This is a genomic window from Nocardia sp. NPDC056100 (assembly GCF_042266325.1).
Classification (GTDB): Bacteria; Actinomycetota; Actinomycetes; order Mycobacteriales; family Mycobacteriaceae; genus Nocardia.
The window spans coordinates 362442-378316 of the sequence record NZ_JBHJVY010000002.1 but is presented as its reverse complement, the minus strand read 5'-3'; the positions used below and the strand labels follow the sequence as shown (position 1 = coordinate 378316).

The following is a 15875-nucleotide window of genomic DNA, read 5'->3' as shown; positions in this document are numbered from 1 at the left end:
CCGATGGTGACGCAGGATGGTCACTCGGTGCTCAGTGCCGCGGCCGCTTCCTTCTGTAGATCGGCGTAGGACTCCTTACCGGTGTAGATGGTCACCTCGGCGATGGTGCCGCCGGTGAAGGTGCCCGGGTGCTGATACTGCTGGGAGACGTTGTCGCCGCTATCGCGTCCGACGCACAGGCCGTCACCGGCGAGGGTGAACTTGCCGACCTGCGCGCGCATCGGCCCGTTGCCGACGGGCTGGCCGTCGATGTATAGCGTGGTGCTACCGGTGGATTCGCCGTTGGCGCCTTTGCCTTGCAGGTTGAATTCCATGCCGACGACGTGTTTGCCCGGTGTCAGCGGTTGCGAGGAGACGAAATCCTGCTCCGGGGCGATGCCGAGGAAGTTGTAGACGTAGTGCAGCGCACCATCTTTGACGAACAGGGTGTGGCCGCCGAATCGTGAACCGTGGGCGAAGATCACCCCTTGCGCGTCGGGGCCGAGGTCGACGTCGGCGAGGATCTTGTAGGACTTGCCGCGGATGTTGACCGCGACACCTTCGGGCACGGCGGCGGTATCGGGGTAGTAGACGTATTTATCGCGCGGCGGCTCGGATTGCGGTCGCTCGATGCCGAGTAGTTCGACCGCGGTGCGGTCGTCCAGCGGCAGCACATAGTTATCGGCCGCCTCCGAGTTCCACAGCGCGATAAGCTCTTTGAGCTTGTCGGGATTGTCCTTGGCGAGATTCTTGGACTCGGAGCGGTCCTCGTCGACGTGGTAGAGCTCCCAGTTGTCATCGTTGAAATGACCCTTGTCCGAGAGCGCGGCGTGCACCGAGGAGGCTTTCCAGCCGTCCTGCCAGATGCCGCGGGTGCCGAGCATGGCGTAGTACTGGCGTTCCTTCTTGGTCGTCGCGTTCGGGTCGTCGAAGGTGTAGCGCATCGAAACACCGTTGAGCGGATACTGTTTGACGCCGCGGTACTCCTCGGGCATCGGCACGCCGGTGACGTCGTAGATGGTGGCCACGATATCGGTGCAGTGGTGATACTGGTGGCGCAGTTCGCCCTTGGCTTTGATGCCCTTGGGCCAGGAGATGATCAGCGGATCGCAAGTGCCGCCGGAGAATTGGGCGTAGCGCTTGAACATCTGGAACGGTGTGGAGAAGGCGGCGGCCCAGCCGGTCGGATAGTGATTGTAGGTCGCCGGTGTGCCCAGCACATCGATGTACTGCAGGTTCTCGTCGAGCGAATCGGGATAGCCGTTGAAGAATTTGTTCTCGTTGACCGATCCGTTCGGGGAGCCCTCACCGGAGGCGCCGTTGTCGGCGGCGTAGATGACGACGGTGTTGTCACGTTGCCCGGTTTGCTCGAGGAAGTCGATGATCCGCCCGACCTGGGCGTCGGTGTATTCGGAGAATCCGGCGAAAACCTCGGCCATGCGCGAGAACAATCGCTTCTGGTCGGGGCTGAGCGTATTCCAGGGCAGGACCTGATCGTCTTCTACCGCAACGTCTTTGGGTAGCGGGTTGAGCGGGGTGAGCTCGGTGCCCTTGGGCATGACGCCCTTGTCGATCATTCGCTGCAGAACCCAGGTGCGGTACGCCTCGTAGCCGTCGTCGAACTGACCCTTGTACTTCTCGGCGTACTCGGCGGGACTGTGATGCGGTGCGTGGTTGGCACCGGGGCAGAACCACATGTACCAGGGCTTGGACGGATTCGACGACCGTTGATCGCGGATCATCTTGATGGCGTTGTCCGCCAAGTCCTTCGACAGGTGGTAGCCCTGTTCGGGGGTCTGCGGCGGTTCGATGAACCGGTTGTCCTCCACCAGATCCGGATACCAGTTGTTGGTTTCGCCGCCGAGGAACCCGTAGAAGCGGTCGAAGCCTTTCGCCAGCGGCCATTCCGATTTCGCGCCGCCGGAGGAGACATCCTCCTCGGGCACATTGTGATTCTTGCCCACCCAGAACGTGGAGTAGCCGTTGTCCTGCAGGACCTGCCCTACCGTTGCGCACTGGGCGGGCAGGCGGCCGGCCGAACCGGGAAAACCGTTGGTGGCCTCGGTGATCGCGGCGAACCGGTTCACGTGATGGTTGCGCCCGGTGAGCATGGTGGAGCGGGTGGGCGAACACAGCGCGGTGGTGTGCCACTGGGTGTAGGTCAGGCCGTTGTCGGCCAGTTTCTGCAGGGTGGGCATATTGATTCGGCCGCCGTAGGGCGACCAGGAGGCCAATCCGGTGTCGTCGAAGAGTACGACCAGTACATTGGGCGCGCCCTCGGGTGCCTTCTTGACCTCGAACGGAGTCCAGTCCGGCTTCGAGTCTCGGACGTCCAGTTCGATATCGCCGTTGAAGCCGTCGTTGATGCCGGTGCCGTATCCGGGCGGACCGTCCTTCTTGTCACTGCCGCATGCCGCGGCCAGGGGGAGCGCGGCCATTCCGGCGCCCGCCGCGGCCAGACCGCTCAGAATCGAGCGCCGCGACAACCTCCCCTTCGATGTCGGCTGACTGGAATCGGATCCCGCGGGCGAAGTCTGCTCGTCATCCATCGGCTCCATAGGGTGCAGACTAAGCAGTTCGTTTTGGATTCGATCTTGAAATGGAGTGCACCGCGACTCAACCGTTTCCGAACCGTAGCAAATGATCAGAGAGCAAATTCTCTGCCTTTCGAGCTAGGCAAAGTAACAAAACAGCCACATGAAGCAACTTTATGGCTAATGCACTTTGGTGCCGATAGGGTGCCAGAGGTACCCGTTTCCGCGAAACAGCCCACGATTCGCTCGTCAGCGAATCGAGGACCTGCGATGTCGGTATCCCATCGCTCGACGCGAGGAGCACCATGAAGGCTTTCGTACGCATCGCCGTCGTCTCCGCTTCCGCACTGATTCCCCTGACGGCCGGGATGGCTACCGTGCACTCCGAGCCCGGTGACGCGCCACGAACGTGCGCGGTCCCGGCCGATATGAGTGGCAAGTTCATGATCATGTACGGCAGTACCCCGGCCATGCCCGGCACCCCGCCGGGCCATTCGATGACCATGGTGCGCTTCACTTCCGCAGATCAGTTGCAGTACCGGATCGCCAGCAGCACCACCTGGCAGGACACCAGTTACACCATGCGCAGTCCCGAGCCCGGCGTGGCGATCATCGACGGGACGCAGCCCGCCGAGGCCGGACCCATCAGCTACTCGGTCACCCTGCGTTGCCGCAGCGACGACGCCGGCGACTACAGCCTGTCGGCTCCGGGCGCACCCACGCCCGACTCGGACAGCGTCGCGTTCTATCGCTTCACCAATGGCCCGCAGTAGCCCTGCGTCAGGCACTCACCGATCACGAAACCTCCAGTGCCGCACCGTGATGGGCGCTGGCCACGGTGTTCGATTCGAAGGAGTTTCGAAATGTTCGCAGTCATCGCCCGCTCGGCAATTGTCGCCGCGATAGCCGTCCCGCTCGTCGCGCTCACCGCACCGACCGCGTTCGCCGACGAACCGGCCACGCCGACTCCGGACCAGACCTCCACCTCGACTGTGATCGACCCGCTGCGCAGGAATGCGGACGCGCCATACATCTGGATTTCCTTCTGCGTCCACATCCCGACACCGGGATCAGCCACCCTGGACTGGTGCTGGACGATCTGAGCCGCGCCGGCCGGTCGAGGCCCAGCCGATGAGCCTCACCCGTTACGGGTGAAGTGGGTGGAATGCGCTGGTCATAGGTTTGCGCTCGTTGCTGTCGACGATCACTGCGCGAGAGGCGGTCAGTAGATGAGCTACCCGAACCCGGCCCCGACGGACGCGACCGATGTTCCGGGGGTTCCTGCCGGAACGGTATTCACCCCCGAATTCGCGCGCCTGATCGCCGCCGATATCTACGTGTGGGGATGGCCGATCGTCAATGCCTTCCATCGGCGTGCGTCCTTCGCCGCGGCACCCGAGCCCGGGCTCATCGGCGGGGTGCTGCCGGCGGCGCCGACCGGATACGTATCGATGCTGAGCAGATACATCGACCCGTCTCAACGCTGGGTCGCGCACCCGAACCAGGATGTGGTGTACGGCTTCGGGTACGGCGCGGTCGATCAGGACCCGGTGGTGCTGCAGGTGCCGGATTTCGGTGAGCGGTTCTGGGTGTACTCGCTCTACGACGCCCGCAGCGACGAATTCTCCACGCTGGGACAGCAATACGGGACCGCGCCCGGTCGCTACCTGGTCATCGGCCCGAACTGGGATGGCCGTGTACCCGAGGGCATCACCGCGGTCCTGCGGTGCCCGACCGAACTCGTCGCCATGGGACCGCGGGTGTTCCTCGATGACACCGATGCCGACCGCGACGCCATCCAGGCCACCCTCGATCGGATCGTGATCTACCCGCTGTCGACCTACACCGGTGACGATCGGACCGTCGACTGGCGCAATACCCCGCACTTTCCCGCCGCCGCGTCCTCCCACGGTGAGACCAGGTGGGTCGATCCGGAGACATTCTTCGACGAACTGGGCGACATTCTGGACCGCGTGCCGCCACTGCCCGGCGAGGAGTCCCGCTACGCGATGATGCGCGCACTGCTGGCCGCTGCCGCCACTGACACGGAACTGGCCGCGGCGCTTAAAGACGCGGCGATCGACACCGAATCCCGCATCGTCGCACCGCTTTTCGACTTCCGCACCAATGGTCAACGCCTGCCGGGCAATTGGAATACCCCACCGCAGTGTGCCCGTTGGGGATTCGACTACCTGACCCGCACCGCCACCGCCAAATCCAACATGTACGTCAACCAGCCCGAGGAAACCCGCTACTTCTTCGGCGAAGAAGACAGCGCGAATCAGCGGCTACACGGCGACAACAACTACACCCTCACCTTCGCGCCCGGACAACAACCACCGGTCGACGGCTTCTGGTCCCTCACCCTCTACAACCCCGAACACTTCTTCGCACCCAACGACCTGGCCCGCTACTCACTGGGCACCAAGAACAAGACCATGCGCACCGACCCCGACGGCACCCTGACGCTGTACATCCAACACGATTCCCCCGGACCCGACCTCGAATCGAACTGGCTCCCCGCACCCCGCACCGAATTCGAGCTCACCATCCGCACCTACTGGCCCAAACCCGAAGTGAACAAAGGTGATTGGACCCCACCACCGGTCCACCGAACCAACTGACCCTGGGCCGCCAAACCACTGCGATCGACACCTGTGAACAACCCACCCTGAACCCGTGCGGTGACGTTTTCTGCCCACAGCAGCACGGCTGGGAACGTGCGGTCCATCCTCGGTAGTGTCCGCTACATGGAGATCGTTTCTATCTTGCCGCAGCTCACAGCATTCCGGTTTTCCCAGGTGAACGACCTCAATGTCTACGTGTGGAACGACAACGGCGCACTGACTTTGATCGACACCGGCCTGCCCGGATCGGCGAGCGACATCGAAAAAGGGCTTCGTTCTTTGGGATTCACTCCCGAGCAGGTCCGACGGGCGATCCTCACCCACGCCCACGACGATCACATCGGCTCCGCGGCCGATATCGCCGAATGGGGAGCCGAAATCTGGGTGCACCACGCCGACGCCGACATCGTGCGCGGCGAACGCCCCCAGCCCGCTCCGGTCCTGCGCGACTGGGAACTTCCGATCGCCGAGGCCCTCGAACCGGGCCCACAACCCCGCCCGGCCCCCGTACACCGCGAACTGCACGCAGGCGACGTACTCGATTTCGGCGGCGGCGCAGAGGTTCTCACCGTTCCCGGCCATACCGAGGGCAGCCTCGCCCTACACCTGCCCACCCACCGCACCCTCTTCACCGGCGACACAGTCGCCAATGTCCGCGGCATCAGCATGCCGGGCGTGTTCAACCTCGACAGCGCCGCCGTCGAAGCCGCCGCCCACCGGTTGGCCGAACTCGACGTCGACGTCGTCTGCGTGGGCCACGGCACCGAGCTCACCGGTGCGGCCCTGCGCACGTGGCAAGGCCGCTGACACACCTCGCTCTACGCCGTAGAGCCACGAGTCAGCCAATTGGCTCGCCGCGGGCGGTGATCGCCTTCCGAATCAGCGCGCGACCGGACTCGCCGTAGTGAGCCTGCTCTGACAGGAGTGCGAACAACTTTCCGTATAAGGCAATTTCGCGGGGCTGGTTGATGGTCAACTCAGCACTTACTGTCTCCACTCGTACGAGTCGATTGTCATACATGACGAAGCTGTTGATAGACGGTCCTTCGAGGGCGGCGCGCTCCGGCACGATCCCAACCACCAGGCGCGGCAACGACATCACGGCAAGCAGGTGTTCCAGTTGTCCGACCATGACCGAATCACTTCCGACCGTGGTTCGGAGGGTCTGCTCTGCTATCACGAACGAGAATTTGCGCTTGCCCTGATGGAGTATTTGCTGGCGTTCGATACGGGCCGCCACGCCTTCGTCGAGATCGTTAGGGATTCCGTAGAACCGGATCATCCGCGCGAGCACGACCTCGGCGTAAGCGGGCGTCTGCAGCAGTCCAGGGATAACCACCGGTTGATAGGAACGCAATTGGGAGGCAACGCGTTCGCTCCGGCTCAACGCCTTCTGCTTGCGCCGGGTACCGAGGCCGAGAGCCCGGCGCCACTCCATATACGCGGACTCAATGTTCCTGAGCGATGCGATCAGGTCGGGCAATTGGTCACTACGATTGGTGTAGTCACACCAGGATCGAAGATCCTCCTCCGTGGGTGTCTGTTTGCCGTACTCGAGCTTGCTGATTTTCGACTCCGGCCAGTTCGCGAGTTTGGCGAGTGCCCGACCGGTCAGACCGGCATCACGACGAAGCTCCCGGAGCCGTAGGCCGAGAGCTTGCCGCTGTTCATGTACTGCGCTGGTCACCGAGTGTGGTGACCTACATAGTCGGCATAGGGCACAGCCGACGCCCACACATAGTCTCGAACCTGCTGACAGTAGGCGACAATCCGCTGGTCCGCCGTGACGACCGAGCCAGCGATCTGCCCCGATGGGTTGAACACGGTGAAGGTGACCGTTTGATCGTCGAGTAGCCACCAATCGAATGTTGTGAGTCGATTCGCGTCAACCAGATGCCGTGGCACGTATCCGATCCGTTCGCCAGCCTCGGCGTTGAGGCGCGCCAGTTCCAACTCCCACCGAATGTAGTCGGTATGCGGAACCGTCACGACGCGGACGCGGCGCATCACCACCCCACGCGCGGTGAGGGCCCGGACGGTACTCAGCCAGCCCTCGAACCACTCGTAATCATCCTCGGGGCCGCCTTCGAGCCACCTTCGGAAGACGTCGTTCTCCTCCGGAGAGTCGTAGCTGTCCTGCAATTCGAGATGGAACGCCTCCCGCTCGCTGGCACCGATCAGCCGCGTATGAGCACGACTATCAAGAAGCTGCACCGTAGAACGTCCTTTCCCGCTTCGGCACCTTCACGACCGCCTCGTTCGGTTCAATATCCATCTGCGCCAGCACCTCTGGGTCGGTAATTGGCTCACCACTGACCAAGAAAGTACCCCGCCCGGTGTCGGTGAGCGGCGCACCGAGAAACGTATCGTGATCGGCGAAACCCAATAGCAGGTGCGGGATTTCGACTGTTCCGGCCTTGTCTGTACGCCACCCCTGCGTGACGAAATGATCCTCGGATTCGTACAGCGACGGACACGTGTCGCCAGGTGTGCCGCCCCTGCCTAAAAACCTCAACTTCTCGCTCATGGTCGTTCCTCCCGATTGGAGGCGTGGCGGGTCTTGTCACGCCTCAACAATCGTCTCGCTCGGTGTCGCATTCTGGAGCCGAACCGGGTTCAACAAGAAAACTCGAGAAAACTTCTGGAGTCCGTGTCTGACACCGACATAGCGTCGAACCAGGCGTTCGGGGCCGGTGCAGTCGACCCGTCCCCGGATTGCCTCACCAGCGACCTGAGGAGGCAGCCGTGACCGAAGAACCGGAGGTCGCACCTTGCACCAGGATGTACGAATTTCCGGGCGGCTTGTTCGAACTCCGAAGTGCTGGAGACGAATCCGACAACCACTCCGGGTTCTATCTGGAGCTTCTCGTCCGCGGTGCCCTCATCGGACTACATGAAAGCGAGGCTCGGATGACCTATAGGCCGACCGCCGTCGGCTACCTCCGTACCGACGTGTCTGGCATGGCAAGACTATGGGACCAGACCCAAATCCGCAGGCTTGCTACACGTCTCGGGTACGACTTCGCCGACCTCGTCATTTTCGATCCCCAATTCGATCGGCCACCGTTGGCTCGGCTGAAAGCCCAGGCCACCCGTCTGGATGCTGAAGCCGTCATAGTCCCTAGCTCCAAGCACTTCCCGGGCGGAGAGGTGCCAGACACACTCGTCCGGCAACTCGACGTGATCACAGTGGACCCGGAGGAAACCTACGCCCGACGCGCGATGCCATCGCTTCGAGACGTGCCCGCCGCCGAGGCGAACGGTTCCTAGACCATTCCGATGGCTCGGGAGCTAGAAGGGGGTGGTCTATAGGCCGACTTCAGGACAACCCGACGTGCGTTGTCTCGCGGCGACGTTCTCACGATGAACCCTCGGCCAACCGCAACCGCGCCGAGGGTTTCTCGGTTGCCTTACAACAGTTTTGGTTGCTTGACGCTGTCGTTCTTGGCATCGCGCCCGTCACGAGTATCCGTTCGATCCCTGGGGCTGTGCACGGGCCTACATTCCGGATGGTTCGTCTGCCCGGACGAAGCTGAGAGCGAACACGGCCGAATGAGCAGAACCAATCGCTGCGTAGTATCGCATCACACTCAGGTCGCGCCGCCGAGAAAATCAATGGCGGGCCCCGATGAGCCGCTGTTACCGTTGCCGCCGCGCCACTCGGGCGTGAACGGATCGACTGTGGAAGAGGGTGTTTTGATGACCCGGAATGCGCCGAGAGCGCCTCAGGGTGTGGTTCCCGCACGAAACATCGCTGCCCGCACCACATCTGGTCGATAGTCGCAAGCGTCATCGAGGCGCTCTCGGCCTGCTCCCGCTGCCAGCATTCACGCTCTAGGCATTGGAGTGAACCGAGTTGTCCGACAACACCTTTACCAACCATGAGCCCAGTCCAGCATTGCGGACCGGGACGTTTTCCTGCATGCGTTGCAGTCTCACCGTGGCTCTACTCGGGCCCGATGGCCAGCGGCGTAATCATTGCCCCAGCTGTTTGCATTCGCGGCATACCGTCGACCAGGCCGAGGGTGGTGTGTCCGAGTGTCAGGCGCGGATGGCTCCGCTGTCGATAGCGGTGTCGCGCAGTGGCGAATGGGGCATCGTGCATCGCTGCACACGGTGCCACGAGCTGGCGCTGCACGCGGTGTGCGGGGATGACAATCAGCTGATCCTCATGCGGCTGGCGGTACGTCCGCTGGCCGAACCACCGTTCCCGCTCGAAGTGTTCGGCGATCTGTAGGAGCCGGACATGCCACGAAAGAACAATGCGGTGACCGGCCGCCGCCAGCGCGGGAAGTCCGTATTGCACGGGCCCGGTGGGGAATCGGGTGAGTCGTTCCGGTGTGTGGGGTGTCGGCTCGACGTGCCGATCAGCGCACCGGGGACCGGGCATCGCAATCATTGCCCACATTGCCTGACCAGTCGTCATGTGGACCGAATACCCGGCGATCGGGCCGCGTCCTGTCGCGCCCGCATGCGGGCGGTCAGCATGACCGTCCGAGACAACGGCGAATGGTCACTGGTGCATCAGTGCCTGGCGTGCGGGACATTGAAGATGAATCGCATCGCCGGAGACGACAACGCCCTCGCGCTCATGCGAATCGCTGTGCGCCCCTTGACAGACCCGTGGATCGGGCGCAGAGCGCTGCGGTCATTGTGAGATCCGGGGCACCGAACTCTCATCGGTTCGGCGCCCCGGCATCGCCTCGATTCGGAGGTGCGCCGATACGGCAGGGACGTAATTGGCAATCGCAAACAACCGCCCGGACCGGCTCCAGCCGATGACACCGCACCGGGAGAATCTGCCGGAGCCACAACGGTCCAAAATCTAGAAGAACGCCCGCCCCGAAATATTCGACAACCCCGATCCTGCGCAGTTCCCGTCCGGGAAGGCCGAACCGGGGCACGTTCCCGACACCACATGGACAGGCCCGCCACCTACCAACCCAGTGCCAACCCCCGAATAATGTCCACACCACCTCCCTCGTCATTCGGAGGGTAGCGATGAGGGCCCGAGACAACCGGCACACCTGACGCGAAGGAGCAGCATTCGTGCGGTCCACACGATGGTCGTTGGTCGTGCTCATGGCTCTGGTCGCCTGCGCATGGTCGAACAAGACCTCCAAGCAGCCCAGCGACTGGGTTCCGCGGGTGATCTCATCGCTGAAGACACAGCAGAAAGCTTGGTACGACGAGAATCTCGCGGTCGGCCGGAAATCGGACTGGATGCTGACCGAACCCAACCCGGGCGCCTCGCCGGAGGATATTCGCGCCACGGAGGCCCGTCTCGGCGTTCGATTCGATGAGAAGTACAAACAGTGGCTCGCCCATGTCGACGGCTGGACGGCATTCTCCGGCGGCGGTGACCTCTACCAGCTGGCGAACATGTCGATGGATTCGCCCGAGCACAAGGTCATGATCGATACCTTCCGCGAATACTCGATCCAACCTCGCGACCTCGAGATGGACTCCTTCGACAACCTGATCATCGTCGGCGGCACCGCCGACGGCATCCAGTACGTCACTACCGGTTGTCCCGAACCGCAGTGTGCCTCCGCGCCGGTCTGGGAAATCCAGAACATCGAATACACGCGCTTCGACAGTGTCGAAGACTTCTTGAACAGAAAGGTCGCCTTAGCCAAAGCTGTGGTCGAACAGCTGAAGAACCAGAGCAAATGATGTCGAACGCTCCAAGCTGTACGCGGTGCCATGACACGCCGATGATCCGCCACTGCGGCGCAGCTGGCCTACCTACCTGGACGTCAACCAGCCGTCCCGCTTCACTCCGCAGGCTTGGCACCCGTGCCCATCCACGATCGCGGCTCAGACGTTTTCGGACGCTCGCAACTGCGCGAACCACGTCATGATCGACCGCTTGTAGCCGTCCGGCATGTTCAGGCCCGCGATCTTATCCTCACGGAACAACCCGACCTCTTTGTGTTCATGAGAGAGCACGGGTTCCGCGTCTGTGTCCGGGTAACACCCATAGGTCACGATGAACACTGTCCGTTCCACTTCGTTGATGTAGTACATCCATGAGTCCAGAATCGGCCCCGTCGTCACCGGCCACTGCGTCTCTTCGGTGATCTCACGGGCCACACACTCTTCGGGGGTTTCGTCCGGCTCGATTCGCCCGCCCGGCAACTCCCACTCTTCGCGCTCGTTCTTCAACAGCAGTACGTGACCGTCGCGGACGACGACGCCCTTTACCGAGATCGAGTACATGTGTGGCACGTAGTCGGCAGTCATGCCCGCGACGCTAACACCGTCATACCCGACCCGACCCGGCTCGCGTTGACGCTGACAATGTGTCAGTGGACGCCCGGCAACCACCAGCGGACGGCTATCGGCATGACTTTCGTTGATTTGCAGCAGGATTGGGCGTCCGGGTGGCAGCGCGATGGTCCGCCGATGGGTTCGCCCGGTTCGACAAGATCCGAACACGTGCCCAGTTGGTCACCCGCGGCCCATCGTTGGGCCGTATCGCCCCTCACCGGGACAGCGACACCGACGGGGTGACCACCCTCGAGTATCGGGGTGGATTCGGCAACCGCATCGGGTTCGAAGGATTCGGGCGCTCATGTGCGAGACGGCAGATCGAACGGCGTCAGTCAAAATAGGCATGAATCCGAAAACCGTTGCCCTGCAACCGCGAAAGCGCTCACCGATCACGGCATTGGGATCGATGTGAGCGTCGGGTTTTCGGTCTATTCGTGTCGTGCGCAGGCGAGTTCGGCCAATTGGCCGAGGGTGTTCTCGAGCTGCTCGTAGCCGTGCTGTTCCAGGGCCTTGGTCACCTGATTGGTAATCAACGGTCCGGAGAAGGTGAAGCCCGCGGTGATGTTGCTGCCTGAGTCCGTGCTCTGCAACCAGTAGGTCAGATCGTACTGAATGCCCGTTCTTCCCTTGCCACGCAAGGCAATTCGATTGGGCTTGTCGAGTCGGGTGACGGTCCACTCGACTTCCTCGAGCATGCCGTGCAGCAGTACCTCGGCGACCACGACGGACCCTTCGACCAGCCGCTCGGGTGGCGTGCCGATGAAATCGTGATGCATACCGAACCAGTGGTCCCAGGTGGTCGGCGCGACAATGGTGTTGAAAAGGGACTCGAGCGTCCCTGGAACGTCCCTGCTGAGAAGTAGCGCTCCCATGGCGGCTCCTTGAAATTTGTTGGCGGCGAGTCAAAACGGGTGCGCAACGCGGATTGCCGACTACCTCCGATGAACTTCCCCCCGAAGCCGGTGCCGACGATCTTGACACACCGGAAACCAGAGCACAACATAGGCATTCAGCCTGGTTAACACCGAACTTGCAAATGAAATCGCATTCGCGGCAAACCAAATGACCTGTGGGTCAACGACATCACCCGCATCCCTCACAAAGGGGAAGTTCTACCGCTGCGCGCTGATGACTCCCCGTTCCAGAACCCTGATCGTCTCGAGTGCGTCGTGCGGATCAACCGGGACTGGCGTGCCGTCGATCAAGGCATCGGCCATCGCTCGGTAGAACGCGGGGTAATCACCGGGCTCAGTGGGGATTGGACCAGTATCGCCCTCGGTTCCCAACTGACCCCACGAGTCGGGTTCAACTGTGCCCCATAGGCTTCCATCGCCCGGGCGACGACCGGCGCGCAGATCCGCTTCCTGAGGATCGAGACCGTGTATGACGAAGGCACTTTCGGATCCCAGAACACGGAACCGCGGGCCTATTTGTGCCGATACCGCGCTCATCCACAAATGAGACCGGACGCCCGACTCATGGGTGAGAGCAAGGAACGCGTCATCGTCAGCGTTAACTCCGGCACGGCGGCGGTCGCGTTCGCAATAGACATCGGTGACCGGACCGAACAGCACCAGCGCCTGATCGACAAGATGGCTGCCGAGGTCATACAGATATCCCGCCCCATCGGCTGCCCCGCCGAGCTCACGCCAGCCGCCCTTGCCTTCCGGCCGCCACCGTTCCATCCGCGACTCGAACCGCTGCACCTCTCCCAACTGACCCTTAGCGATCAGGTTTCGGACAGTGAGGAAATCGCCGTCCCATCGGCGGTTCTGGAACACCGACAAAACCACTCCACGCCGGTCGGCGGCGGCGATCACCTGCTCGGCCTCGGCCGAGGTGACTGCGAACGGCTTATCCACCACAACCGGAATCCCGGCCTCGATCGCCTGCAGGGCGAGCGAGGCGTGACTGCGATTTGGTGTGGCGATCACGACCAGATCGATTCCGGATGGATCAGCGAACAGCTCCTCGACTGTTGAGATGACCCGTACCCCGGGATGTTCCCGCCGCGCCTGCTCGGCGCGTTCGGCCGACGAGGTGACCACCACGTCCAAGCGCATGCGTGGTTCGGCGGCGATCAGTGGTGCGTGAAACACCGATCCGGCAAGCCCGAAGCCCACCAGCGCCACTCGAATTTCCGGCATCGCGCCTCTCCCTTGTGTCGATGACCCGCTTTCCGCGCAGCCGCGGTCCGGACGCGCCGGAGCCATGCATCACCTTTGCAACGTGGACTGGATTTCGTTAGCCAAAGTGTAGTTCCCGGCGGCGATGAATCTCTGACGCGTGTTCATGGCCTTGTTGATATCGGACATCGAGTTCAAGCCGTAGTCCAGTGGGAGATCTCTGCCGTTGAGATCAGTAACAACCCCTCCTGCGGCATGCAGGATGTAATGCCCTGGCGACAGGTCCCAGATCGCGAACCCTTTGGCGAACTCGATCATGGCATCGGAGAATCCAGCCGCGACGTGGCACAGGCCGATCGATCCGAAGTCGACACCGATGCGCCCGTTCGATTTTCCGTTCTCGTTCGGCGAACTCAAGGCTCTCAGAAACTCTCCTTGTTGAGCCAATGGTTCGAACCGTTGAGCAGGTCGCATGAGGTAATTGGTGACCAACGCGTCCGACAGCGCAGCCTGCGATGGTCGGTCGAGAGCGTGTCGCGCACCGTCGGCGGTCATCATGAGCGCGCGGTCGTTTCCGGCGTCATCCGTCGCGGCGAGGTAGATCTGGATGTGGTGAAAAATGTCCCCGACCACTGCGGCAACGGGCCGAGCAAGAGCGCGCGAGTAGATCAGAACGTGGGTGTAGCCGTACAGGCCACGTACGGCGAGCTCGCTGGTGTCCAGCGGGTCGACCAGCACACACAGGTCGGGATCCGAATCCCGGCCGATGATCTCGGGGTCGGCTTCCTCGGAGGCGTAAACAAATGACGGAATCTTCTGTGCCAGTAGCTCTTTGTACCTTTGATGCATCCACAGGTCGTAGCTGGAGAGGAAGTTGTCGCTGTGGCGTAAGTTCTCGGTCTCTGCCCGACGACCGGTCAAGGCAGCGTCTATCAGCCGCGGACGAATTTCAGTGATCATCTGGCGCACCAAGTCGGCAATATGGTGTGCGAGTTCGGTGTTCGTTGCCGGAGTGATCATTCCGGGCCACCTTTCAACTGTGTCATCGCAGCTCCATAGGCGGTTCGATTCCCGGCGGATTCATAGTGGCGGCGATGAAGATGGCCTCGAAACCGGCGGCGCGCATGATTTTCGCGCCCGTCAGATCGTCGAAGTCTTTCACCGTCAGACCGCGACTCTTGGTCATTGCGCCGAATACCGCAAAGTACAGCTCGGCTTTGGGGTATCTGACACGGAGCTGTCGGGCGAGGTAGCCGACAACGTCAGCATGTTTGACCTCGAAATCGCAGATGACGATCGTCGGGGTGTCTGGAGCATCCGGAAAGAAGGAAGCACCATCCAAGGTGATGCCGTCACGAATCTTGTTGCAACGCAGGTAACCGATCTTGCAGCGCGAGAACCGCGAGGAAGCCATGAAGGTCGCCATGACAAGGCCGGCCTCATTGACGCCGAAGCACACATCCACGTCAAGTCGTCGCCCGACATTCTTGATCTGGACTGAAAGTTGTTCCAGGCCATACCCGAACGACTCCCAGGTCAGGTCCAACAGGTGACCGGGACGTGGATTGGGCAGGGTCAAAACACAGATATCGGGGTTGCCATGTTCGACGGTGGGGACCGACAGCACGAACTCCTCCCCGACCTGATCGGGCAGCGAGCCCGGCGTGGCCACAAGCGGTTCGTTGGACGATTCGGCTGTTCTTGACCGCCAGTCCGGAGACTCCGGCTGGGAGCTGAGGGTGAACTGTTTGAGAGAAAGCTGGTCCTCGATCGGAAGGCGTTCGTAGGCTTCCGCGATCAACTGGGTTGGCGAAATCTCTTCCTCGGCCACACCGAAGGGGCCGCGTCCGTACGCCGCGCACAGGATCAAGATGCTCGACAACGACGGCGGCGAACCGCGGCCACGGCCTCGAGCCCACGTCTCCCAGGCATTGATCGAGGTGCCGCCGAGGCTGGTCTGGTTACCGGTGACATCGTTGTACCGCTCAGCGGCCTGATCTTGGGAAAGACCCGCGGCGTATCGGTATGCCTGCAGACTCGGCACATCCGGATACCGCGCCATCAACTCCGTCGCCGCTCGCGTCACCGACCCCAGGGTCGTCCAGAGCTTCTTTCCCACGGCGGCCATCTCCCGACCACGTGCCTGCGGAGTCGTCGGCTGGATCACCGGCGCGCCCGGATTCGACTGCCCCGATGGAATTTCCATCGCACCCAGTTCTCTACAGCTGGAACCTGCACAGCCTCAGGTTACCCATTGCGATGGGCAAGACCAGCGTTTACAGGAACTCAGCAGGCCAGTGTTGCCCAAGAATCAGGTGACCCCCGAACCGACG

The 15875-nt window shown here is 62.2% G+C and carries 17 protein-coding genes; 8 read left to right on the top strand and 9 right to left on the bottom strand.

The genetic code is table 11. The annotated features are described in order from the left end of the window. Nucleotides 1-20: 20 nt before the first annotated feature. Nucleotides 21-2528 (bottom strand): arylsulfatase, encoded by a 2508-nt coding sequence (locus ACFC0O_RS13340; RefSeq protein WP_375960706.1) that lies wholly within the window; start codon nucleotides 2526-2528, stop codon nucleotides 21-23. 290 nt (nucleotides 2529-2818) lie between these two features. On the opposite strand from ACFC0O_RS13340, the gene ACFC0O_RS13335 reads away from it, so the two are divergent. The 4 genes from ACFC0O_RS13335 (at nucleotide 2819) to ACFC0O_RS13320 (ending at nucleotide 5947) form a co-directional block, all read left to right on the top strand. Further along, nucleotides 2819-3286, top strand: coding sequence for a hypothetical protein (locus tag ACFC0O_RS13335; protein ID WP_375957110.1), 468 nt, complete (start codon nucleotides 2819-2821; stop codon nucleotides 3284-3286). Nucleotides 3287-3376: 90 nt separating this feature from the next. Then, complete coding sequence (locus tag ACFC0O_RS13330) at nucleotides 3377-3616, top strand: hypothetical protein (RefSeq protein ID WP_375957107.1); 240 nt, start codon at nucleotides 3377-3379, stop codon at nucleotides 3614-3616. Between the two features lie 126 nt (nucleotides 3617-3742). Next, nucleotides 3743-5137 (top strand): DUF1254 domain-containing protein, encoded by a 1395-nt coding sequence (locus ACFC0O_RS13325; protein WP_375957104.1) that lies wholly within the window; start codon nucleotides 3743-3745, stop codon nucleotides 5135-5137. Between the two features lie 126 nt (nucleotides 5138-5263). Continuing rightward, nucleotides 5264-5947 (top strand): MBL fold metallo-hydrolase, encoded by a 684-nt coding sequence (locus tag ACFC0O_RS13320; protein ID WP_375957101.1) that lies wholly within the window; start codon nucleotides 5264-5266, stop codon nucleotides 5945-5947. 31 nt (nucleotides 5948-5978) lie between these two features. Here the strand turns inward: ACFC0O_RS13320 and ACFC0O_RS13315 are convergent, their stop codons facing one another. From ACFC0O_RS13315 to ACFC0O_RS13305, 3 genes are read right to left on the bottom strand one after another with little or no spacing between them, the layout of a single operon-like run. Further along, nucleotides 5979-6827 (bottom strand): helix-turn-helix domain-containing protein, encoded by an 849-nt coding sequence (locus tag ACFC0O_RS13315; RefSeq protein ID WP_375957098.1) that lies wholly within the window; start codon nucleotides 6825-6827, stop codon nucleotides 5979-5981. Further along, nucleotides 6824-7354, bottom strand: a complete 531-nt coding sequence (locus tag ACFC0O_RS13310) for a DUF6879 family protein (RefSeq protein ID WP_375957095.1) — start codon at nucleotides 7352-7354, stop codon at nucleotides 6824-6826. Before ACFC0O_RS13310 ends, ACFC0O_RS13315 begins: the two co-directional genes overlap by 4 nt. Continuing rightward, nucleotides 7341-7667, bottom strand: a complete 327-nt coding sequence (locus ACFC0O_RS13305) for a hypothetical protein (protein WP_375957093.1) — start codon at nucleotides 7665-7667, stop codon at nucleotides 7341-7343. The genes ACFC0O_RS13310 and ACFC0O_RS13305 overlap by 14 nt, the downstream gene beginning before the upstream one ends. 218 nt (nucleotides 7668-7885) lie before the next feature. On the opposite strand from ACFC0O_RS13305, the gene ACFC0O_RS13300 reads away from it, so the two are divergent. The 4 genes from ACFC0O_RS13300 to ACFC0O_RS13285 all read left to right on the top strand — a co-directional run bounded on the left by ACFC0O_RS13300 (nucleotide 7886) and on the right by ACFC0O_RS13285 (nucleotide 10816). Then, nucleotides 7886-8410: a hypothetical protein gene (locus tag ACFC0O_RS13300; protein ID WP_375957090.1), complete on the top strand. Its 525-nt coding sequence runs from the start codon at nucleotides 7886-7888 to the stop codon at nucleotides 8408-8410. Between the two features lie 652 nt (nucleotides 8411-9062). Then, nucleotides 9063-9377 carry an RNHCP domain-containing protein gene (locus ACFC0O_RS13295; RefSeq protein ID WP_375957088.1) on the top strand — a complete coding sequence of 105 codons (315 nt, stop codon included), beginning with the start codon at nucleotides 9063-9065 and terminating at the stop codon, nucleotides 9375-9377. Between the two features lie 9 nt (nucleotides 9378-9386). Next, nucleotides 9387-9797: an RNHCP domain-containing protein gene (locus ACFC0O_RS13290; protein WP_375957085.1), complete on the top strand. Its 411-nt coding sequence runs from the start codon at nucleotides 9387-9389 to the stop codon at nucleotides 9795-9797. A 425-nt stretch (nucleotides 9798-10222) separates the two neighbouring features. Next, nucleotides 10223-10816 carry an SMI1/KNR4 family protein gene (locus tag ACFC0O_RS13285; RefSeq protein ID WP_375957082.1) on the top strand — a complete coding sequence of 198 codons (594 nt, stop codon included), beginning with the start codon at nucleotides 10223-10225 and terminating at the stop codon, nucleotides 10814-10816. A 144-nt stretch (nucleotides 10817-10960) separates the two neighbouring features. Here the strand turns inward: ACFC0O_RS13285 and ACFC0O_RS13280 are convergent, their stop codons facing one another. The 5 genes from ACFC0O_RS13280 to ACFC0O_RS13260 all read right to left on the bottom strand — a co-directional run bounded on the left by ACFC0O_RS13280 (nucleotide 10961) and on the right by ACFC0O_RS13260 (nucleotide 15748). After that, complete coding sequence (locus ACFC0O_RS13280; RefSeq protein WP_375957079.1) at nucleotides 10961-11386, bottom strand: NUDIX domain-containing protein; 426 nt, start codon at nucleotides 11384-11386, stop codon at nucleotides 10961-10963. A gap of 458 nt (nucleotides 11387-11844) precedes the next feature. After that, nucleotides 11845-12288: a hypothetical protein gene (locus tag ACFC0O_RS13275; protein ID WP_375957076.1), complete on the bottom strand. Its 444-nt coding sequence runs from the start codon at nucleotides 12286-12288 to the stop codon at nucleotides 11845-11847. Between the two features lie 240 nt (nucleotides 12289-12528). Continuing rightward, on the bottom strand, nucleotides 12529-13563 hold the full coding sequence (locus ACFC0O_RS13270) for a Gfo/Idh/MocA family oxidoreductase (RefSeq protein ID WP_375957074.1): 1035 nt from the start codon (nucleotides 13561-13563) through the stop codon (nucleotides 12529-12531). Nucleotides 13564-13632: 69 nt separating this feature from the next. Continuing rightward, nucleotides 13633-14562 (bottom strand): inositol monophosphatase family protein, encoded by a 930-nt coding sequence (locus tag ACFC0O_RS13265; RefSeq protein ID WP_375957071.1) that lies wholly within the window; start codon nucleotides 14560-14562, stop codon nucleotides 13633-13635. Nucleotides 14563-14584: 22 nt separating this feature from the next. After that, a complete protein-coding gene (locus tag ACFC0O_RS13260; protein WP_375957069.1) occupies nucleotides 14585-15748 on the bottom strand; it encodes a helix-turn-helix domain-containing protein in 1164 nt (387 codons plus the stop codon). Nucleotides 15749-15875 lie beyond the last annotated feature (127 nt).